Raw genomic sequence first — 22197 nt, forward strand, 5'->3', positions numbered from 1 at the left:
GACTATTGTCTAGCGTAATGCGACTAATAGATTGTGCTACTGTGAATATATGTAAACATGCTAAATGCAAGTTAGAAAACTATTCACTTAAAAGGTGTATAAAATGGAACAACAAAATAAACAAAAAACCTTTAAGATATATTAATGGGTAAAATTCGCTGGTGAACAGCCTGCTTTTATTAACTGCCAATGCTATAGTAGCGCTAATTTTTGTTTTTTAAGATATTAAAATGTATCGATTATTTGAGCGGATGACAAAACCGTTCCCTGAACAACAGCCAAGCCAACCACCTGAAACTCTGCTTGCCTTCTGCCTGCACTATACTAAGGGTATGGAGCTATCTTTAGTACTAATGTCACTCAGTGCTGCAATGTTGGCCATTTTAGAAGTATCTCTTTTTAGTTACATGGGTCAACTAGTAGACTGGTTAGGAACATACACGCCAGAAACACTATTTGTTGAGCAAAAATCAGAGCTCATTAAGATGGCTGTTGTCTTGCTGGTGGTATTACCCATAGTGGTGTTTTTTCACTCGGCTATATTACACCAAGCACTTCTTGGTAATTACCCCATGTCGATTCGTTGGTTGGCACATCGCTATTTATTACGCCAAAGTGTTAGCTTTTATCAAAATGAATTTGCTGGACGTATCGCCACAAAAGTAATGCAAACATCGTTGGCGGTTCGAGAAACCGTAATGAAGTTACTTGATGTACTGATGTATATTGTGGTTTATTTTGGCGCCATGGTATTTTTAGTTGCCGAGGCAGATTGGCGATTAATGATCCCACTACTAGTCTGGCTTGCACTTTATGCTGCAATTCAAATGTACTTTGTGCCAAAGCTAAAGCGTATTGCCAGCTCACAAGCCGACGCCCGTTCTGAAATGACTGGCCGAATTGTCGATAGTTATACAAATATTTCAACAATAAAACTGTTCTCATACACCCAGCGTGAAGAGCAATATGCAAAAGATAGCATGGACGTATTTTTACAACCTGTTTATAAGCAAATGCGGTTAGTCACCAGCTTAAATTTTTGCATTAATAGCCTTAATTATTTACTGGTTTTTAGTGTATCAGCATTATCTCTTTATCTTTGGTCATTAAGTGCAATCAGCGCAGGTGCAATTGCTATCGCTGTCAGTTTATCTCTTCGCTTAAATGGCATGGCACAATGGATTATGTGGGAAATTAGCAGCCTTTTTGAAAATATTGGTACAGTCAGTGATGGTATGAAAACCTTGTCGACACCGATTGATGTTGATGATGAACCAAATGCTAGTACACTGGCGGTTAGTGAAGGGCAAATTATATTCGATAACGTGTTTTTTAACTATGGTAAAGTGGCTAATGAAACCAACCGAGGCCCAGTTATTAATGGCTTAAATTTGAACATAAAACCCGGTGAAAAAATTGGCTTAGTGGGTCGTTCTGGTGCAGGTAAATCAACGCTCGTAAATCTCTTACTGCGTTTTTATGATGTTGACAGTGGTGCAATAAAAATCGATGGCCAAGATATATCAAAAGTCAGTCAGCAAAGCTTAAGAAAATACATTGCGATGGTTACGCAAGACACCTCTTTACTGCACCGTTCAGTTAAAGAAAACATTCTTTATGGCCGCCCAGATGCAACCGATGAACAAATGATTAATGCCACAAAACAGGCTAAAGCCATGGAGTTTATCGAAGACTTAGAAGACAGCAAGGGCAATAAAGGGTTTGCCGCACAAGTAGGCGAGCGCGGCGTCAAACTCTCGGGTGGCCAACGCCAACGCATCGCAATTGCACGAGTATTGCTTAAAAATGCCCCTATTTTAATTTTAGACGAGGCCACAAGCGCCCTTGATTCTGAAGTTGAAGCTGCAATTCAAGCTAGTCTAGATGATTTAATGACAGGCAAGACGGTTATTGCCATTGCTCATCGCCTATCAACCATTGCCCAAATGGACAGACTAATAGTGCTTGATGAGGGCGGTATCGTAGAACAAGGCAGTCACGAACAGTTATTGTCTCAAAACGGTATTTATGCGGCGCTATGGACCCACCAAACCGGTGGATTCATAGGCGTTGAATGAAGGAAGCAAGTTAGCAAGTTAGCAAGTTAGCAAGTTAGCAAGTTAGCAAGTTAGCAAGTTAGCAAGTTAGCAAGTTAGCAAAGCTTAGTCGGTGCTTTAGGCTAGTCAATTTAAAGTTAAATATACTTCAGTTTTAACTATCTGAAGTATATTTAACATCGCTATCAAGCCTAAATAATCGAGACTAACATCAATTAGCATAGTCATATTGACTAAAGTACCGCTTGTAACTGTTAATATTTTTCTAACCTTCCCCCTTTTATAAGCTTCAATCCTAGACCTTTGACTAATCCCAACTTGTACAAACTTGCTTTACTCTAGGCATTCAATATTTATTGCTTTGAAAAAGCTGTATTTAATTTTGAAACAGAGCAGCAAGCATGTTGCCGGAGAAGTTATGACAACAACATCACAGGATAAGAATCCACCCAACGTTAACACCGGTGATCACGATAACAGTGTAAACGGTAGTTATGAAAACCTCCATAAGCCCAGTTCATCATTTGATACCCGAGATGAATATCTCGAGCATGAACTACAAATAATGCAGCCAAAACGCTGGCGAGCAAACTTGCCTTTTCGTGATTACCGTTTTGAGTTTGAAGATACTATTCCAGCTATGGCAGGAACTATAGGTAAAGTTGTGATGGTTGGTGCAATTGCTGCTACCTTTGCGGCTCCGCTCGGTTTAGGTGATGCCTTTATATTAGAGAATGTGCGCTACGAACTATTAATTGTCGCATTTTTCATTATATTGTTTTCTGGATTCATTTTACCTACCGCTAATTTAGCGGGTACACATGGCCCTTTGATCCCCCTTATACCTATTGTGGTTGCAGCAGGCGGCCACCCAATGGCTTTTGGTTTATTGATAGGCGCATTTGGCTTTATTCTTGCCATCAGTAAAGGAGGTAGTTTACTTGCACGATTAACCAGCAAAGGTGTATGCGGAGGATTACTGCTCTATTTAGGGTTTATCGGTACTATTTCCCAGGTTAAGAAGTTATTTTCGTGGGCTGAAAGCATTAATATGAGCCACATAGCCTTCATTGTAATTTTAGCGACTATATTACTTTATGCACTCTTAGAGCACTTTAAAAAACGTTGGCTTGCTGTGCCGTTAAGCTGCTTAATTGGCGGTGTCACAGCGTTTGCTTTAGGTGCACCTTTTGAATTCAAAACAGCACCTGGCCTACCAAATATGAATCCAATGTACTGGTGGGGTGAAAATACTGGCTGGATGCTTGGTTTACCTACCCTCGAAAGCTTTGTTGTTGTGTTACCTTTTGCCATACTCGCTGTAGCAATGTGGTCACCTGACTTTTTAGGCCATCAAGTATTTCAAAAAATTAGTTACCCGCAACGTACTGAAAAAGTACATATGAATATAGACGATACTATGTTTAGCGCATCGGTTCGTCAAACCTGTGGTTCGTTACTGGGGGGCTCTAATTTCACCTCATCTTGGGGTACTTATATTGTGCCAGCGGCTATCGCTAAGCGCCCTATACCTGCTGGTGCTGTATTAACTGCCCTATTTTGTATTATTGCTGGTATTTGGGGATACCCTATGGATTTAGCCATATGGCAGCCAGTACTTTGCGTTGCGCTAATTGTAGGGGTATTTATACCACTGCTTGAGGCAGGGATGGAAATGACCCGCGAAGGCAAAACCACTCAGTCCGCAGCCATTGTTGTATTTGCATCAACGCTGGTAAATCCTGCATTTGGTTGGTCTCTGACAATGCTGCTTGATAACCTGGGCCTAATTGGTTGTAAAGAGCGAAGTGCTGAGCTGAGCCCGATGAGCCGCTGGAAAATCCCGTTAATCATGTTTGTGCTATTAACCAGTGTAATGGCTATGGTCGGAATGCTACCTGGAATACCTGCACTGCTAAGTGATTTCAGACATTTATAAATAACCATCATATACAAGCAGCAAACTAAGGGTTAGTTTGCTGCTTTTTATATTTTCTGAATGGATTTTTAAAAAGCAATTAAACGTAAACCTAATAGAACCAGCATCACCATATTTGCCCCTACACCCGCTAAAAAGAAATAGCTTCGAGGACTTGGATTTTTTTCTGTCGCAATAACATAATAAAGTGCCATGTGAATACAGCGAGCAATGACGTAAACCCACATGCAAATTGCAAATACAGCACTGTGGTAACCAATTATGAATGAAAAGAAAACCGTGCCTAAAAACAACACACTATTCTCAAGGGTATTTTGAAACGTACGATGCGCCCTAAAGACAAAGCTATCGTGACTTAAATTAGAATCAATTTTACCTGGTACTGCATCTTTTTGGCTGGCTTTACTAAATGTAGCAACAGCCCATTGAGTAAAAACCATAATCAAGTAAAAATACAGTGCAAAATAGGCAGACAAAGCAAGTTCAGTCATCATTATTCCTTTTTTATTTAGATACTTACCGTAAAGCAAAAAACAAGCCTGTTATAACCAACTGAATAATATGTAATTTCATATATGATTATTATCTAATATGTAAAAAATAGTCTTGCTTGTATAAAAACTACATTAATGTGAGTCATCATGTTTTTGATAGGTGTTATGTTTGCTGTATTGGGTGGTTTTAAATGTAATCTGCGGCTAAAAAAGTTCACTGCTAATATTTTTTAGATGGCATCAAATACCCATAAACAGAATATATATCAGTAATCTAATGTATGCATATTATCAATTGAAGTGTTCTAACAAACTAAAATGTATGTAAACAGGTAATAAGTTTAGATTGAAAAAGCAAAGAAGACCTAGCTTCTTTGCTTTAAAGAAGTCGTTTTGCTAAAACAAAGATGCATTTAACCACAAGTGCAACAAAATACTTGCAGCATAACCTAGTGCAATAACAGGCGTCCATTTTAAATGACCAAAAAAGGTGTAGTAGCCTCTGGCTTGTCCCATCAATGCAACACCTGCCGCGGAGCCTATTGATAACAAACTGCCACCTACTCCCGCAGTAAGCGTAATGAGTAACCACTGCCCATGAGACATATCAGGCTGCATAGAAAGTACTGCAAACATCACAGGTATATTATCTATCACCGCTGAAATAACCCCTAAAGAGATATTAGCGGATGTTGCTGACCAATTTCCGTAAAGCATCTCAGACATTAAATTTAGATAACCCAAAAAGCCCAAACCACCGACACACATAACAATGCCATAGAAAAACAATAAAGTGTCCCATTCAGCGCGTGACACTTTACTAAACACATCGAATGGCACCACACTACCGAGTTTGGCGATGCGGTCATTGTCACCAATTTGTTCTGCATGGGCCTTTTTACGCGCTAATGAGCCCGGTAATGTCATTCTTAAAAAGTAACCAAAAAACTGTAAATAGCCTAATCCCATCATCATACCTAGTACGGGAGGTAAATGTAAAAAGCTATGACACGCAACGGCCGTTGCTATGGTTAATAAAAATAGCGTTATAATTCTCAGTGCTCCACGTTTAAGCTCAATTTCTTCGTACACCGCTGAAGGCTGTTTATTTGCAACATAAAAACTCATTATCGCAGCAGGTACTAAATAGTTTGCTAAAGCCGGTAAAAACAATACTAAAAACTCATTAAAATGAACGAGTCCCGCTTGCCAAACCATTAAAGTGGTAATATCTCCAAAAGGGCTAAATGCGCCACCAGCATTGGCCGCAATAACGATGTTGATACAACTTAGATTTATAAAAGGTTTATCATCTTCAGCCACTTTCATTACTACTGCACACATTAATAATGCAGTGGTCAGGTTATCGGCAATTGGAGAGATAAAAAATGCTAAAAACCCGGTGATCCAAAAAAGGTTCTTATAATTAAAGCCCTTTTGAATCATCCATGAACGTAGCGCATCAAACACACGCCTTTCTTCAAGGGCATTAATGTAAGTCATTGCAACGAGTAAGAACAGCATAAGCTCGGCAAATTCGAGTAAATTGTGTCTAAACGCGGACTCAGTAATGCCCGGTATATCATTGTTTACATAATACGCACCGATTAAAATCCATATCAGACCCGCAGCAACCAGTACTGGTTTAGATTTTCGTAAGTGGAGCTTTTCTTCAAGCATAACCACTGCGTACGCAATGCAAAATATAACAATACACAGCAAGCCAACGTTCGAAGTTGTAAGATTTAATTGCCCTTCACTAGCCCATGCAGGAGAGCAAAATAGTAGTAACACTAAGTTAAATAAACTTAAGCCTCGTAATAAATTTTTCACACGGTACGTCCTGTTTTAATTTTAAATACGGTATTTTTATAACCAATTTTTTGTTGTCGTTATTATTAATGAGGGATGTTATAAAAAAGTTGACGTAAGTTATCATAATTTTACATAAAGGGAATTATACTCAAGTCTAAATATTCATTCTTTAGTGTTATATAAAAAATAACATCGATGAATACCTAATCGCGACTTTGAATTTTGCTTGTACGTTTATAAATTTAATTATTGCACTTTTAACAACTTAGCTTTACTTGTAAGCTGTAACCAACTAATGAACATCAACAATGAATTAAGGTAACATATGCGATTAGGACCAGGTTTACTCGTCACCGCAGCTTTTATCGGCCCAGGGACAATCACTAGTGCAAGTATTGCCGGTGCAAACTTTGGCTTCGCACTGATCTGGACATTACTATTTTCGGTCATTGCGACAGTATTATTGCAATCAATGGCAGCACGCTTAGGTGTTGCTACAGGTCTAGATCTCGCTCAAGCTCTACGTACTCATATACACACTCCCTTATTTAAGAAACTAGCAGCAGTTTTAGTTCTTAGTGCCATTGGGATTGGTAGTGCCGCTTATGAAGCTGGTAATTTGAGCGGCGCAAGCATGGGATTAATTGAAATATTCCCTCAAGTGAATGCTCAAATATGGACGCCTCTAATTGCAATTTTTAGTGCTGCCCTACTTTATAGTGGTAAACATAAAGTAGTGGAATCTGCTCTGATCCTGTTAGTTATTTTAATGAGTTTGGTGTTTATCTCCACGTTAGTCATGGCAGCACCTCCTATTATGTATATTCTCGAAGGGTTTATACCCAGTATTCCAAAGGGTTCTATGACAACAGTACTTGCATTAATTGGCACTACTATCGTGCCTTATAACCTCTTCTTACATTCAGGAGTGCTTGCAGCACAGCATGATAAAAATAGTGATAAAGCCACCATTATCAAACAAACTAACCTAGATACAGGTTTATCTATTTCATTAGGGGGTGTAATCACCTTGGCTATTTTATCTACTGCTTCAGTTGCTTTTTATGGCACAGATGCCGGTAAAATAAGTGCTGCAAATATGGCTATGCAGCTAGAGCCGCTACTTGGTAATGCTGCACATTACTTTTTTGCTATTGGCTTATTTGCCGCAGGATTAACCAGCGCGATCACCGCACCTTTGGCAGGTGCTTATGCCGTTTGTGGTATGCTGGGTTGGTCTAACGATATGAATGAAAATCGATTTAAATTGGTTGCAGTTATCATTTTAGTTTTTGGCGCCACAGTCGCATCGCTTGGTTTAAACCCCGTTGCAGTCATTATTTTTGCACAAGCAGCTAATGGGTTATTACTACCGATTGTTACTACCTACCTTGTATGGTTGGTAAATCAAGAATCTGTGATGGGTGATTACACTAACTCACGATTTGTAAATTTTCTTGCGTTACCTGTATTAATACTGATTTTTTCACTCAGTAGTTATAAGCTAATTAGTCTATTGATACAGTAATGCTTAAAAAAGCCGCTTTTGTTAGATAGCGGCTTCAAATATCTGTTTAGTTACAGAGTTGATAGACATACAGTTAAAACTATAACTTGTCTGTCGCTTCTTGAAGCGACTTATTAGCAAACATAACATCAAGCATTAATTTAATTCGTTCATCTGCATCACCAAATTTGGCTGTATGTAATGTGCTCGGTGCATTATAAGTGATTTTAGATACTCTTTGTCCTTGGTAGAATGCTTCTATTTCTGCTCTGCTTAAAAATAAAGCAAGATCCCAGCTCCAATACCCGACATATTCAATAGTCAGCTGCTGTGGGTCGTGCTCGACACCTTCAGGTTTTACGACATATCGAATTTCTTCAGAATCCAACCACCCCTCTACAGCATGCTGAAAACCATCACGGGTTTCGGCATCATTAATAACTAACACTTGGGTTTTGCTGTTAAGATGTTCTCAGGTATAGCACTTCCCGTGAACTTAGGGCTCACACACCCAGATAACAGAATAACTAAAGTAAAAAGTAGTGAGGTAGAGATTGTTGTTATTTTCATTTTTATATCCTTATTTAAAGTTGCCAAGCGTAGCTTAGTTTTGTAAAGAAAGTGCGCTGATCACGCTCTATATCTTTAAGTGAATCGTCTTGGTAACCTTTATCTGAATAGCCTAGGTAAAATAATGTTTGGGCATTAATTTTATATGAGTAGACTAACTGACTACCATAATCACGGTTTATTTTATCTACTGCATAGTAATAGGCGTTTTCGTTGCGATCGATGTCTTCAAATTGCAAAATAAGTTTAAGCATGGAACGCATATTGAATTTATAATAAATTCGTAAATCGGTCAGGTTCGCGGTAAATACATTATCCCCCTGTGGATTATTTAACCGACTGTAGCTATGCTCTAGTTGAACTTGCCAGTGATCATTTATATCCCACGTTAGTTCTGGCTCTAACGTAAATAAGTCCCCCAGTTGCTCATTGCTGTAATCTATTTTACTACCAAACTCAGTATATAAGTTTAACGTGAGATCCTTACTCGGTTTAAAACCGCCCCAGATATAGCCGATATTTTGGTTATAAAACTTATCGTCGTAGTTTTCATTTCTATGAACATAGCCAACCTCTAAAAATGACTGCATCTGCCCTTTTAGAAAAACATAGCCTTCGTATTCTTCCTCTAGCAAACTGCCATCTTGCGCCCAAGTTTTATCCCAATCAACATTATATGAGTATTCCGTAACCAGCTCGTTTGCGTCTAAATACCAAGTTTGCCCGCCACCTAGTAACGCTTTTTTATAATCGACTTGAGCTTGATAGCCTAAGTCAGTGCGGTAGTCTTCACCAATATCTTCATAACTAGCCAGTAATTTATAATCACGTTTCTCACGGGAAAACTCGAGCTTATAAGCTGTATCTGATTGACTTTCATTTAAACCATAATTATCAATTAAAAAAGCTGAATTGTTAGTATCAGAGGTCGCAACTTGGTACAACACGCTATCTGATTGGTTAAACCAATAACTGCCATCAAGTGATAAAACCGTATTATGATAATTATCAGCTTCACGATGTGTTGTACTAATACCTATTGTGCCTTGTTCGCCAATATCATACTGATACCGACCAACTGCAGCTTTTGATTTTTCCGCTAAATTTGCAAATCCTGAGCCTTGATTGGTTGGAAGTAAAATGCTGGTATTTTCATCATCAGCATACATGAACGCATAACTATGAGCGTCAGTTTTACCAGTTACTTTAGCCCCTATGTCAGGCTCGGCAATCGTACGGGTATAAAGTAGTTCGAATAGGCTACTTTTAAAATAGGATGCACCATCTAAAAAGAATGGGCGTTTTTCAGCGTAATAGATTGAATAAGTGGTGTTTACATCAAGCTCTAAACTATCAGTTTCAACTTGTGAAAAATCTGGGTTTATCGTGGCGTTTATAACAGCGTCTTGGCTAATACCCCAACGTATATCTAATCCTGCTTCGGTATCTATATCACCATTTTGCCAATCTCCGGGTACAACCTCTTTAATGTCATGTCTCAGTGCAGTCAAGGTGGGTGTTAATTGAATATTTTTACTGGGCTCCATCGCATTAAAGCCCGTTATTTTATCAAATTGACAAAAGCTGCATTTTACATCACGATCAAAACCAACATTTGACATCTGATACATCACATCACGTGGGAAGTTACGCCACAAAGCGATACTCCACGTCATATCCGCTTTATTTTTTGGAAACCGTAATGCAGTGAAAGGAATACGCATTTCAACCACATAACCTTTATCTGTTATTTGCCCGGCACTGTCCCAAATCGCATCCCATGATGGGTCTTCACTCCAGCCATCGGTATCTGTCATACGCATATCTCCCTGCGCCCCCAGTGGATTTACGTAAAACTCGTAACCTGTTCTTTCATCATTAAAGGTATCAATCATTAATGCAACATTGTCATCCGTCCACAATGTATCACGATCGCGAAGCGCAGCACGGATATTTTCAGGTTTGTCGTCATAAGCGAGAAAGGCAACATATAAATACGTTCCATCTTCATATAGGTAAGCATCTGTTTTAACTGGTGGCGCGCCCTTTTCATTGGGTTCATTTTGATACATTAGCGGAATCAGGGTGGCATCTTGCCAATGCGACTCTAAAAGCTGTCCGTCAAGATCAATTGATTGTTCAAGGTGAGCCAAGTTAAAGTTTTGTTTTTGTGCAAAAACATGCGTACTGAAATAAACCACAAAAATATAAAAAAGGGTTTTTATTATTTGATTTTGATACTGCATAAACATCCATTTAGGTTCGATTACTCAGCAGGAGTAAATTAACCAGAGGATTGTAATTTAGTAAGGTACATTTGTTAACACTTTTATAGCTAAAATGTTAAAAATAATAATTATATCGCAGTGATTTGAGGCAAGCTTAGATTATGTTTCAATTAATTTTAGTTTATTCGCCACACCATTCCAGCTGTCAGCGTCTTTAGGGGCTGTTTTAACCTCCGTTATTCGCGGCCATACTAACGAGAGCTCGGCATTCAATTCGGTAAACTCTTGCTGATCTTTAGGAAGTTCTTCTTCTTGATAAATTGCCTCAGCGGGACATTCAGGTACACATAAACCACAGTCAATACAATCAATTGGGCTAATAGCTAAAAAGTTAGGACCTTCATAAAACGCATCGGCTGGACACACAGCTACACAATCAGTGTATTTACACTTGATACAATTTTCTGTAACTACAAATGCCATTATTACGTTTACCTAAGATTTATATACTGTCAGGGCGGGATCATACCCAACCACAGCGAAAATACAATAAATAATCGCTGCCATCATTAGCTAAATTAACGTAAAATACATGCCTATTGTGAGCATAACTAATGCGTTATTGCTAAGACACCTAACAGAGAAAGTATATGATACGTTTAACAGAGATAAAGCTACCGCTTGATCATGACGAAGATGCCCTACAACAGGCAATTTTAACTAAACTTGATATAGAGAAAGCGCATTTAAATAGCTTTAATGTCTTTAAACGTGGCTACGATGCACGAAAGAAAACCGCTATTTTACTTATTTACACACTTGATATAGACGTCGAAAATGAAGCTGAACTGTTGGCTAAATTCAGTAAAGATCAACATGTAAAGCCCGCCCCTGATACATCTTACAAATTTGTCGCTCAAGCCCCAGCTAATTTAACACAGCGTCCAGTGGTTATTGGTTTTGGACCATGTGGTTTATTTGCCGGTCTTGTGCTTGCGCAAATGGGCTTTAAGCCTATTATTTTAGAGCGTGGTAAAGAAGTAAGAGAGCGCACAAAAGACACGTTTGGATTTTGGCGTAAACGCACACTAAATACTGAATCAAACGTACAATTTGGTGAAGGCGGTGCAGGTACATTTTCTGACGGTAAACTTTATAGTCAAGTAAAAGACCCTAAACATTATGGCCGTAAAGTGATCACCGAGTTTGTTGAAGCCGGCGCACCTGAAGAAATTCTATATGTAAGTAAACCACACATTGGTACATTTAAACTGGTAACCATGATTGAAAAAATGCGTGCTCGAATCGAAGAGCTTGGCGGCGAAATCCGTTTTAGTACTCGCGTTGATGATATCCAACTCGAAGATGGCCAAGTAACTGGTTTGAAGTTATCAACTGGTGAGCAACTCGATACACAGCATGTGGTACTTGCTGTAGGTCATAGTGCCCGTGATACATTCCAAATGGTACATGACAAAGGTATCTATGTTGAAGCAAAACCATTTTCGGTCGGCTTTAGAATCGAGCACAAGCAATCAATGATTGATGAATGTCGTTTCGGACCTAACACTGGTAACCCTATTCTTGGATCTGCTGATTATAAACTGGTGCACCACTGTGACAATGGTCGAACCGTTTATAGTTTTTGTATGTGCCCAGGTGGGACTGTTGTAGCTGCAACATCTGAAGAAGGACGTGTTGTTACCAATGGTATGAGCCAATATTCTCGTAGTGAACGAAATGCAAATAGCGCGATAGTCGTGGGTATTTCACCAGAAAAAGACTTTCCAGGCCACCCACTGGCAGGTATCGATTTGCAACGTAAATTAGAAGAACAAGCTTATGCACTTGGCGGTAGTAATTACGATGCGCCAGCACAATTAATTGGCGACTTCTTAAAAGGTAAAGATTCATGTGACTTAGGTGATGTTAAACCATCATACACTCCAGGTATTAAACTCACTGATTTAGCTAAAGTATTGCCAAGTTTTGCCATTGATGCCATTCGTGAAGCCATTCCAGCGTTTAATAAACAAATTCGTGGTTTTTCATCGAATGATGGTTTATTAACAGGCGTGGAAACACGTACTTCATCACCAATCTGCATTAAGCGTGATAAAACCATGCAAAGTATTAATACCCAAGGTTTATACCCTGCTGGTGAAGGTGCAGGCTATGCAGGCGGTATTTTATCTGCGGGCATTGATGGTATAAAATCGGCTGAAGCACTAGCGTTATCTATGCTTGAAAAACATGGCTAAGCTGTGTAAATGCATTTTAGAGCAAGACAAAATTTAAAACAAAAAAAGCCTGAATAATCAGGCTTTTTTATGCTCTAAGTACAAGCTGCTATTTCTTCAGCGTTAATTTTTCGCCCTTGAGTAACTTACGTACACCCGAAATACGTGAGCGATTTTTAGCTCTTGCTTCACCCGTTGCTTGTCCTCACCTAACATAAGTAGACAGCCACTTTAATTGAGCAAATAAAACTGCGCTACTACGTTTACTCTTTTGGGCTAAAAACCATCCGGTTTGACGTTGTTAGAAAAATTGATGAACGCTTAAATAGTGACTTCAGCTCATTAGCAATACTCTGTCATCCACTTTGGCAGCTTTTAGATAACACGCAGCCAACAGACCTGTTTATAAATCAAGTTTTAGCGCACTTACCCTACAACTACGCCAGTCTTTTATTCAAAGAAAATAGTCACGGCCAACTCATTAGAAAAGCAAAACTGACTCAAAAAGCAAAGCAAAAGTTAACTCATAGTCATGATATTCATGCGTTAACATGCTGGCTAGCCTTTTGCCTAGAGAAAAAGGCGATAGGATATAATCAAATTGACATCAACCAATTATGTGCAATTAAATATTTATTAAAGATAGCTATCGTTACACCATTTTCGTCAATTTCTGATGATTTTTATGCATATGTAAATGAGATGTTTAGCCCGCTGTACTCGCAAATGCCTGTGATGCGCTATCGTATTTTAATACCTAATAAAAATAACGGCTACACGGACTTTAGCCTCCCCATGAGATTAATATCTGGCAGTTGTTTTACCATGCGGCCAACACTTGATTTGTATAAAAAGTTATGCGAGCAAGCCATTAAAATTGGGCTAGTAGCTAATTCTTTTGAGGGGATGAATCGTTTCTATAATTTCATTTGCCATACAGAAATCGTTGAGCTTATAAACATTTTATTCCAACCAACTCCACCAACGAGCTTAAAAGCACTCAAACAACAAATTCTGTCTCGATTCATTTAATTTATTGCGAACAACCACCACATAAATACAATTCATTAAGGGCAGCTTAAACCAGTACTGTGTTCAGGCAAACTCAGTAAGCAGTGTCACTTTAAAACAGCAGAGCTAGCTATTTGAGCCAGCGCCACTATATGGTGGCACTGACACAGATTGCACGGCTTGCTGTTAGCAAGTGCGCAGTTCTACTGAGATTGATTGCGCACCTTGCCTTTTTATTCAGCAATAAAAAGGCAAGGTGCGGCCCACAAGTGATGAACTTAGATTGACGAACCTAATTTAACCCTCTTCCAAATTTAAGAAATCTTTAACTTTATTTATCTTTTCAACAAGCTCTCTCTCACTTATATATACGCTTGGATATTTAGCTAAGTCTTCTTCCACATCACTGAATCTCCCAGTAAGCTCAGATAGACTGTCTAGCTGCTCTGAAAATTCTTCACTATATTCTGTCTGGTCTTCACCTAAATCATGCAGCCTATAAAAGTCATCACAAAAACTCTTAATATTTTTATTACCTGCCGTAAAAGTTAACAGAAGTTCGCGCAAATTATTCATTATGGGACTCATCAATTTACTGCCTTTAAATGGTAGCCTGCCGCTAGCAAGTGCGCAATTCTACTGGGTTTTACTTCGCACTTGATAGCTAACTTATAAAAGCAATTAAAACTATAATTGACCCAGTAAATCACCTAGTAAAATATCAAAATCATCTGTATCTATATTTACTAAAGAATCCTCAATTAACTCTATCTCTTTTTCATAATCAACTAACTGAAAGCCTAAGTAACCGTTAGTCCAAAAAAATATATAGCCACCTTTTTGTGCAGAATTAAATTCAATACCTATTAACTCCCCCAAATCACCACAAGGCTCTGTCCGATTAATAATCTCATATTTACCGTTTATTAGCGGTATCAATTTATTTTTTTTCCAAAGGTTAAATAATTCTTTCATAACGTACCTTACTTAACTTGTAAGTTTTTTATTTTATTAACTTTAGGTAGCAATTCACCACCCTGCTTTTTTAACATAAATTGCTGAGATTTAGGAGCATTAGGACCGATAGCTTTAACCCAATCTGGTTTCCCTCCTTTCAATAAGCTTTTGCTTGCGACGTTAAACTCCACATAAATAGAACCTGGGTTTGCTTGCCTGAAGAAAGACATAGATCCAGAAGTTGAACCAAATGTCATTCCTCCCGCACCTTCTTGTATTCTTTTACTCTCTTTCATAAGAGCGTATTCTTTTGTCGACATCCATCGTCCAACTCTAGTTACCGAACCTCTTGTCGCTAAATAAGAACCATAAGCAACTTTTGCCCCATATCCAATAGGCACAAAACTAGCTACGGTGCCGTACATCTCTGCTCTGTTGTATAAATCAGCTTGAGTAAGCTCTCCCGCTAATAGAGCTTCAGTATCATTTTTACCCATGTACATATTAGAGATCATTGCTGTTAGCCCCTGTTCACCTGAGCCGTTTAATGCAGCAACACTAGAATTATCAATCGCTTCTTTCTCAGCTTCAATCAAAGTCTATTCCACTGTTCGCTATTATCTGCGAAGCTTCCGAGCGCCTTCCAACACCTCCTGAAAGAGGTTGTTGAGCTACCTTTTTCTGGCTGCCAATATCCATTGACTTAAGGCTTCCAGCAATAGCGGCCTGTCCTTTACTTGAACCATTGTTGGTTATATGCACATTGCCTTGGCCATCTTTACCTACATGTCCAACCGTTTTTCCATCAGCGTTGGTGATCGCTTGCGTTTTGTCTTCTTCAAGCCCTCCAGCACAACCTTTCAATGAGTCATCTGTCGAACAGTAGCCCGTGGGATCTGCACCTGATAGAGGATTATTCATTATGTAAGAATACGGGTTAATACTCTGACTATTCGTTGGGCTTTGAATAACGGGGTCTACAGACATAAACCACCCAAGGTTATAATCGTACACCCGACCGTTCATATGAATTAACTCTACATCATCCAAGTGCTCGTGGTCGGTAAAACCTCTGCGTGTTTTGGCCTTATCTAAGTCATCCAGTTTTGAATTACCATACGCCTTTAACCCGCCACTTGCCAGCCTAGGTTTACCAAATGGGTCGAAGTTTCGTTCGGCTTCTACTTGCCCGTTGTGGTCGGTAAATACCCGTGTGCTGCCTAGGCGGTCGCGGTGAGTGTAGCGAATAGTTGCGCCTTCATTGGTTGTTTGGCTTATTACTGCAATGTCGTCTATATACGCGCGCCATGTGGTTTTTGTGCCCGTTATTTCTTCTTCATAAGATTTATCACTGTAATAGGTAGTTACACTGCCGTTCATTTGCTTAAAGCGCATGTGCTCTGGGCCATAAGTAAAGTTTAAGGTTTTACCGTCTTTTTTGATTTGGGTAGGCTTATCCATTGCGTTATACGTTGCGCTGGTTAAGCCATCACCTTGGGTCATGTTGCCACGGGTATCGTAGCTAAATGACTTCCAACCGCCACTGCGCTCTGGTATTTTCTTCAGTTTCTGCTTAAATAAGTTGACAGGCAAAAAGAAAGACCTGATAGTCATATAGAAAGCTCCCCGAGTTTTTCGATACAGTTGTGTTGACCAAAACATAAACAGTATCACGAGGAGCTTAGTATGAAACTATATGGTGGAATTGACTTGCATTCAAATAATAGTGTTATTGCTATCATTAATGAACACGGTGAAACGCTTACCGCCAAGCGTTTAAATAATGACATATCTGTCATTTTATCTTTTCTAAGTCCTTATAAAGACAAGTTAACTGGACTTGTTGTTGAATCAACTTTTAATTGGTATTGGTTAGTCGATGCTTTAATGGATGAAGGGTTTAAACTTCACTTAGCAAACCCCGCTGCAATCCAACAATATTCAGGCTTAAAACATGCTGATGATCATAGTGATGCACGTTGGTTAGCTGAAATGCTACGTCTAAACATTCTGCCTGAGGGCTACATTTACCCCCGAGAGCTCAGGGCTGTTCGCGACTTAATGCGTAAACGAATGGACATTGTTCAACAATCCACTAAAAACTTATTATCAGTGCAAAGTTGTTACATGCGTCATCTTGGATACAAGCTCAGTAGCAACAAAATCAAACAAATGGCCGCTATCAGAAAAGGCGTCAATGTTGAGCAAGTACACACCTATTTCAGCTCAACTAATACAGCACTGTCGGTTATTTCTTACCTCACATTGATACGCTGTGCTCAACAGCAAATAAATGCAATAGAAAGCGCCATATTACAACAAACATCGCTCTCCCCTGAGTTTATAAACCTAACCAGTATCGATGGGATTGGGAATACGTTAGCACTGACCATTATGTTAGAGACAGGCACTATTAAACGTTTTGATAGTCCTGGTAATTTTTCCTCGTATTGTCGATGCGTTAAAGGTGTGAGGTACAGCAATGGAAAGAATAAAGGCGCTACAAATCAAAAGAATGGTAATCGTTACTTAGCGTGGGCGTTTACTGAGGCCGCTAACTTTGCCATTCTGTATAACCCAACAATTAAAAAGTATTATCAACGCAAGCTGGCTAAAACAAACCAAGTTATCGCGATTAAAACGGTTGCACATAAACTCGCAAGAGCGTGTTACCACGTGCTGAAAGACAATGTCCCATTTGATGAACACAAGGCTTTTTCTTAACGGCTATAAAACGAATTAGGTTAACGTGCTGAGTTAATAATAGGGTTGGTAAAACCATTAGATCTGATTGAACCTGCACGTTAACCGCTCATATTTAAATGTGGGTATGCCCACTGTCTGAGCCATACAGGGTTGGTTATGTAAAAAACATAAACCACAGATTTGTTATAGCGCAGGGCATAAGCTTTGCCAAAAACTGGACTGACATTGGCACTAAACGATGACTGAGGCGAAAGCCAAGGGCCTTAATTAATCATCAACGATGCTTAATTAAACCGCCTAAATTCATATGGGTGACTGGTGCATATTCACACCAAACGACGTCATTACTGGATGCATAGTCATATTTAAATTGAGTTTAAAAAGTAACAACACTTGGTTTTTTGAATAAAAAGATCAAGAAAACACAGCTGCCTGCTTGACCGGAACTTTCTAATGGGTGACCCCATTTTTGTTTGCTAGCGGTGGTAAAAACGTCATAATCTTGCCAAGTCGTTCGATAAACAAAGTGGTAAAAGTTATGACATTAATTGTGTAAACAACAGTTATCATCGACACTGTAAACTATTGTACCTCACATAATCAGGGTAAACTTTAGAAATTTTCGCCACTAATTTAGCTTCTATATCTCTACTTTCACTTTCGGATGAGGTATAAATCCTTACATTAAAGCACTCAGTGTTTAGTAGGTTGCTCAGATCTATATAATTTTTTTGGTTCTTCCATAAAGACTTTACCATTCCTTTTTCCGCCCACTTTTTTCCATACTCTCCAGCACTTACACTAGAAGTCAGGCCGAATCCAAGAGTATTCACATATTCAGAAACTAATTTTTCAACCTTTAAACCATCAGCATTAGAAATATTTAAACTAATATTCACTTGTGGATTTACATAATCATTCATGCTTCTTTCTTCTGCTTTCGAAGAACCTTCAACTATAAATACCGATGCGCAGAACAACCCAGAAGCCAGTATTAAAAAATAGTAAACGTATTTCATAGCTCCTCCTTAATTTACTTTTATATTATTCAATTTATCGTTAAACAATATTTGCCTACCTTGAGGGCTTCTACTGAGTATATTTTGCCGTATCCGATTATCCAGATACCTAAACCCTTGTCGCCCCGCAAAATCATTTAAGACAGCCTTTGTCCTATTTGTATTTATACCTTCACCATAGGTTCTAATATAAACCTTTCCATTTCTCTCAACTACGGAACGAATTACATAACCATGTTCAAAAATATGACCGAGCCGAGTTATGTTTATAACTCGGTTATTAGCGATATCAACTTCATGATCTACTGTACCTACGCCTAGTGGAAGTGTTGTGGGATCCTGATTAGAAACTGGATCAACTCCGTTTGCTCCCGGGGCTGCATTTCTTATTGACTGCAAACCAACATCAGTTGGGTTACACCCCTGTAATCCAGCTGAGCATATTTCTGATTCGACCATCCCATCTTCCCCTTTGCCCTGACCATATTCATGGTAATTATCATGATACTGATCATAAAGGCTTTCTCCATCACAATTAAATGAAGTCTGACAAGCATCAGGTGTGTAATTTGATGGTAAATTCGAGCCGCTTTCAGATCCCCCTTCACTTAATGGCGACTGCTGTGAAATCCGAGATTGCGATTTAATATCCATCGAGTTCATGCTCCCAGCAACAGCGGCTTGACCTTTGTTGGAGCCGTTACTGATATGCACATTGCCTTGGCTATCTTTACCTACATGTCCAACCGTTTTTCCATCAGCGTTGGTGATCGCTTGCGTTTTGCCTTCTTCAAGCCCTCCAGCACAATCTTTCAATGAGTCATCTGTCGAACAGTAGCCCGTGGGATCTGCACCTGATAGAGGATTATTCATTATGTAAGAATAAGGGTTAATACTTTGACTATTCGTTGGACTTTGAATCAGAGGATCAACACTCATAAACCGCCCAAGGTTATAATCGTACACCCGACCGTTCATATGGATTAATCGGCTTAGTTTAGCAAAGGGTTTTAAAGAGCTTTTTATAGCTCTGAGGTTACAGGAATAAAATAAACTATTAAATAACTTTTAGATTTAACGTGATGAGGGCTTTGGTAATTTTTTACCTGTCAGTAAATTATGACAAATCACCCAAAAGTTTACTTTTTTAATTTTTGATGGTCGATTTGGTAACGGGTAAGCACTTTCAACGTGAAAACGCATTTTACCTCGCTCTTTCCAAACCCTAAACACAACTTGATAGAAAATATCATTGCCATTTTCATCTTTTAACTTACATGTGCAATAGCGACTATATCCGCCGTGATAGCAAAACTGTTCCGGCAAAGTTTCTAGTATTTGAGGTAGATGAAACGATAACGCGTAACGTTTTGTGCAAAACGCTCTTGAGTCTTCAGGTTTATGGGGATATAGCGCTACTTCACTTGTAGCACTTAATTTCGTACTATCAACGGTAAATACATGATGGGAAATTGTTATGTATAAATTGTAATGCTCATCACGCTCAGGATGAGTATAGGTGTGTTTTCTAGCGTTTAAATGTTTAAAATTAATCTCGGTGCCTTGGAAGTTAAATGACTTCCAAAATTGATACTCATTATCTGCGAGATTAAAAAGGTTTTTTACGTTCATGTTATTTTTTATTAGGCTAGAAATAACAAAGGCTCCAACAAGGGAGCCTTCGCCAAGTATTACTTGGATTCAGAACATCATTACCGGACACTGCCTCGACCTATAAAAGGTTACGTGGTGTCATACTTAGAAAGTATGTCTGCTGCACCATGTACACATTATTGCCGTTATTGACGACCATGTCAACCTCCCTTAGCGCCGCGCCGCTGGGTGCGTGTTGTTATAGACTTCTTTTAGCTTAGCCATACTCACATGCACATACACTTGCGTTGTTGATAAATCGGCATGGCCTAAAAAGGCCTGTACATGGCGAATATCCGCACCATTATCAACCATGTGTGTCGCCGCAGCATGGCGGTATTGATTACATGCACCTTGCTTACGTACACCCGCACGTTTAATGTATTTAGCAACCAGCTCTGACAACTGTGCAACCCGAAATGGTTTGCCATTATTTGCCATTAAAGTTGGGCTAGTAGCTAATTCTTTTGAGGGGATGAATCGTTTCTATAATTTCATTTGCCATACAGAAATCGTTGAGCTTATAAACATTTTATTCCAACCAACTCCACCAACGAGCTTAAAAGCACTCAAACAACAAATTCTGTCTCGATTCATTTAATTTATTGCGAACAACCATCACATAAATACATTTCATTAAGGGCAGCTTAAACCAGTACTGTGTTCAGGCAAACTCAGTAAGCAGTGTCACTAAAAAACAGCAGAGCTAGCTATCTGAGCCAGCGCCACTACTTTAGTGGCACTGGCAAATTTTGCACTGTCTACTGGCAGAAAGTGCGCAGCTCTACTGGGGTTTATTGCTCTTTATTTTCAGACAAAACATAAGAAACAACAATTTTTTTCTTTTCCTGATCAATGGAGTTAATTTTAACTGAAACAATTTCACCGTCAGACAACTCAGGTAAAGATTTCACATTATGTAGCAACGCTCTTAATCCTTTTTCCAATTCCAGAAAATAGCCAAAATCAGTTTTCGTAACAACTTTCGCTTTGTGAATAGTATTTACTAAAAATTTATTTACCTTTTTCCACGGGTTTAGCTCTGGGTGAGCGTCTTTAAAAGAGGCATTAAAGGGTACTGTTGAGCTATCAAGCACCATTGCATCTAAAGTATCACCTATGGAAAAAAGGTTGCTCATTTCCTTTTGAACTCCATAAATATTCCATGATAAATTAGGAATAAGAACAATCCCTTCGTAACCTTCTGCCTCTACTAGAACACCATATTGTTCAATGCTTTTAACTTTAACTGAAATAATTTCATTCGATTGAATTTTCAAACTAAAATCCTCACTAAGTATTATTGAGCATTAAAAACATCATATAACTCATAGCTATTAGGTTGAATATGCCTGATTTGTGAACCAGAGTTAAACAACGGTAACCCTTTGGGATACACGTTAAAAGAAGATCTTTCTAATGGATCATATGAAATTTGGTTATTTTTGAATAAGCTCTCTATGGTTTGAATGTTAGTTCTTATTTCAAAGACACCTGCACCTCTAGCATTCGCATATTCACCAGCAACTATAGGATCTAGAGTAAAAAATGCTCCTAAATTTGGAAACTCATCAGGTGAGAAGCCTCCTTGCGCTAAAACTTTAACCAACTGTTCTGGTGTAGGAGCTTTATACGATACTACATAACCATCGCTATCAGTCCTACCTCTTATTTGTGATAATAAAGTAGCCTGCTTCTCTTCATTTTTAGCTATGTTAGCTGCTATGACAGGAGCGGATAATGCATCCATTTCCTCATCTGTTGCAGTTAGCATTGGCACTAATCCTGAACCCGCAACCCCACCTCTTTTTAGGCTACCAACTGCGGCTTTTCCGACACCTTCAGCTGTTTCAAGCACTTTATCTAATGTACCTGCTGTAGGATTTGTAGCCCCTTAAGCATTACCAGCTGATGGAGCAGCATTAGTTGCCATCTGTTTTTGACTACCAATATCCATTGCTTTCATGCTTCCAGCAACAGCGGCTTGACCTTTGTTGGAGC

The 22197-nt window shown here is 38.9% G+C and carries 19 protein-coding genes and 1 pseudogene; 5 read left to right on the forward strand and 15 right to left on the reverse strand.

The features are described 5' to 3' along the window. The first annotated feature begins 230 nt into the window (after positions 1–230). Together B5G52_RS17015 and B5G52_RS17020 are read left to right on the forward strand one after the other, a co-directional pair. Positions 231–2078 carry an ABC transporter ATP-binding protein gene (locus B5G52_RS17015; protein ID WP_087533842.1) on the forward strand — a complete coding sequence of 616 codons (1848 nt, stop codon included), beginning with the start codon at positions 231–233 and terminating at the stop codon, positions 2076–2078. 397 nt (positions 2079–2475) lie between these two features. Then, entirely contained in the window at positions 2476–3996 is a 1521-nt protein-coding gene (locus B5G52_RS17020) for a DUF3360 family protein (RefSeq protein WP_087533843.1), read from the forward strand. Between the two features lie 68 nt (positions 3997–4064). Here the strand turns inward: B5G52_RS17020 and B5G52_RS17025 are convergent, their stop codons facing one another. Then, on the reverse strand, positions 4065–4487 hold the full coding sequence (locus B5G52_RS17025) for an MAPEG family protein (RefSeq protein ID WP_087533844.1): 423 nt from the start codon (positions 4485–4487) through the stop codon (positions 4065–4067). A 399-nt stretch (positions 4488–4886) separates the two neighbouring features. Next, positions 4887–6323 carry a sodium:proton antiporter NhaD gene (gene nhaD, locus B5G52_RS17030; RefSeq protein WP_087533845.1) on the reverse strand — a complete coding sequence of 479 codons (1437 nt, stop codon included), beginning with the start codon at positions 6321–6323 and terminating at the stop codon, positions 4887–4889. A gap of 307 nt (positions 6324–6630) precedes the next feature. Between nhaD and B5G52_RS17035 the strand changes: the two genes are divergently transcribed. Continuing rightward, positions 6631–7833, forward strand: a complete 1203-nt coding sequence (locus B5G52_RS17035) for an Nramp family divalent metal transporter (protein ID WP_087533846.1) — start codon at positions 6631–6633, stop codon at positions 7831–7833. A 79-nt stretch (positions 7834–7912) separates the two neighbouring features. On the opposite strand, the pseudogene B5G52_RS17040 reads toward B5G52_RS17035, so the two are convergent. The 3 genes and pseudogenes from B5G52_RS17040 to fdxA form a co-directional block, all read right to left on the reverse strand. Next, positions 7913–8263, reverse strand: a pseudogene (locus B5G52_RS17040) (Sbal_3080 family lipoprotein); the annotation flags it as partial. Positions 8264–8396: 133 nt separating this feature from the next. After that, positions 8397–10628 carry a carbohydrate binding family 9 domain-containing protein gene (locus tag B5G52_RS17045; RefSeq protein WP_087533866.1) on the reverse strand — a complete coding sequence of 744 codons (2232 nt, stop codon included), beginning with the start codon at positions 10626–10628 and terminating at the stop codon, positions 8397–8399. Positions 10629–10769: 141 nt separating this feature from the next. Beyond that, the gene (gene fdxA, locus B5G52_RS17050; RefSeq protein ID WP_087533848.1) at positions 10770–11093 is read right to left on the reverse strand and encodes a ferredoxin FdxA; all 324 of its coding nucleotides are present in this window, start codon (positions 11091–11093) and stop codon (positions 10770–10772) included. Positions 11094–11260: 167 nt separating this feature from the next. On the opposite strand from fdxA, the gene B5G52_RS17055 reads away from it, so the two are divergent. Then, on the forward strand, positions 11261–12871 hold the full coding sequence (locus B5G52_RS17055; RefSeq protein WP_087533849.1) for an NAD(P)/FAD-dependent oxidoreductase: 1611 nt from the start codon (positions 11261–11263) through the stop codon (positions 12869–12871). Between the two features lie 1287 nt (positions 12872–14158). On the opposite strand, the gene B5G52_RS17065 is transcribed toward B5G52_RS17055, so the two are convergent. From B5G52_RS17065 to B5G52_RS17080, 4 genes are all read right to left on the reverse strand, one after another. Continuing rightward, positions 14159–14437: a hypothetical protein gene (locus tag B5G52_RS17065; protein ID WP_140394346.1), complete on the reverse strand. Its 279-nt coding sequence runs from the start codon at positions 14435–14437 to the stop codon at positions 14159–14161. A gap of 111 nt (positions 14438–14548) precedes the next feature. Further along, positions 14549–14836: a hypothetical protein gene (locus tag B5G52_RS17070; RefSeq protein WP_087533852.1), complete on the reverse strand. Its 288-nt coding sequence runs from the start codon at positions 14834–14836 to the stop codon at positions 14549–14551. An 8-nt stretch (positions 14837–14844) separates the two neighbouring features. Next, positions 14845–15414 carry a hypothetical protein gene (locus B5G52_RS17075; protein ID WP_087533853.1) on the reverse strand — a complete coding sequence of 190 codons (570 nt, stop codon included), beginning with the start codon at positions 15412–15414 and terminating at the stop codon, positions 14845–14847. Continuing rightward, entirely contained in the window at positions 15407–16432 is a 1026-nt protein-coding gene (locus B5G52_RS17080; protein WP_254911236.1) for an RHS repeat domain-containing protein, read from the reverse strand. The genes B5G52_RS17075 and B5G52_RS17080 overlap by 8 nt, the downstream gene beginning before the upstream one ends. Before the next feature lie 72 nt (positions 16433–16504). Here B5G52_RS17080 and B5G52_RS17085 point away from each other — a divergent pair, with 72 nt between their 5' ends. Then, positions 16505–17542 (forward strand): IS110 family transposase, encoded by a 1038-nt coding sequence (locus B5G52_RS17085; RefSeq protein WP_087533855.1) that lies wholly within the window; start codon positions 16505–16507, stop codon positions 17540–17542. A gap of 548 nt (positions 17543–18090) precedes the next feature. Here B5G52_RS17085 and B5G52_RS17090 read toward each other — a convergent pair. The 6 genes from B5G52_RS17090 to B5G52_RS17115 all read right to left on the reverse strand — a co-directional run bounded on the left by B5G52_RS17090 (position 18091) and on the right by B5G52_RS17115 (position 22054). Further along, a complete protein-coding gene (locus B5G52_RS17090) occupies positions 18091–18543 on the reverse strand; it encodes a hypothetical protein (protein ID WP_087533856.1) in 453 nt (150 codons plus the stop codon). Between the two features lie 9 nt (positions 18544–18552). After that, positions 18553–19569 (reverse strand): RHS repeat domain-containing protein, encoded by a 1017-nt coding sequence (locus B5G52_RS22405; RefSeq protein WP_369679937.1) that lies wholly within the window; start codon positions 19567–19569, stop codon positions 18553–18555. Positions 19570–19617: 48 nt separating this feature from the next. Continuing rightward, complete coding sequence (locus B5G52_RS17100) at positions 19618–20175, reverse strand: heat-shock protein (RefSeq protein ID WP_087533857.1); 558 nt, start codon at positions 20173–20175, stop codon at positions 19618–19620. Positions 20176–20367: 192 nt separating this feature from the next. Further along, positions 20368–20637, reverse strand: coding sequence for a tyrosine-type recombinase/integrase (locus B5G52_RS17105; RefSeq protein WP_087533858.1), 270 nt, complete (start codon positions 20635–20637; stop codon positions 20368–20370). 353 nt (positions 20638–20990) lie between these two features. Beyond that, positions 20991–21476 carry a S1 RNA-binding domain-containing protein gene (locus B5G52_RS17110; RefSeq protein ID WP_140394347.1) on the reverse strand — a complete coding sequence of 162 codons (486 nt, stop codon included), beginning with the start codon at positions 21474–21476 and terminating at the stop codon, positions 20991–20993. A gap of 20 nt (positions 21477–21496) precedes the next feature. Then, a complete protein-coding gene (locus B5G52_RS17115) occupies positions 21497–22054 on the reverse strand; it encodes a hypothetical protein (protein ID WP_087533860.1) in 558 nt (185 codons plus the stop codon). Between the last annotated feature and the right edge of the window lie 143 nt (positions 22055–22197).

It is taken from the genome of Pseudoalteromonas sp. A601 (assembly GCF_002165575.1).
Taxonomy (GTDB): Bacteria; Pseudomonadota; Gammaproteobacteria; order Enterobacterales; family Alteromonadaceae; genus Pseudoalteromonas.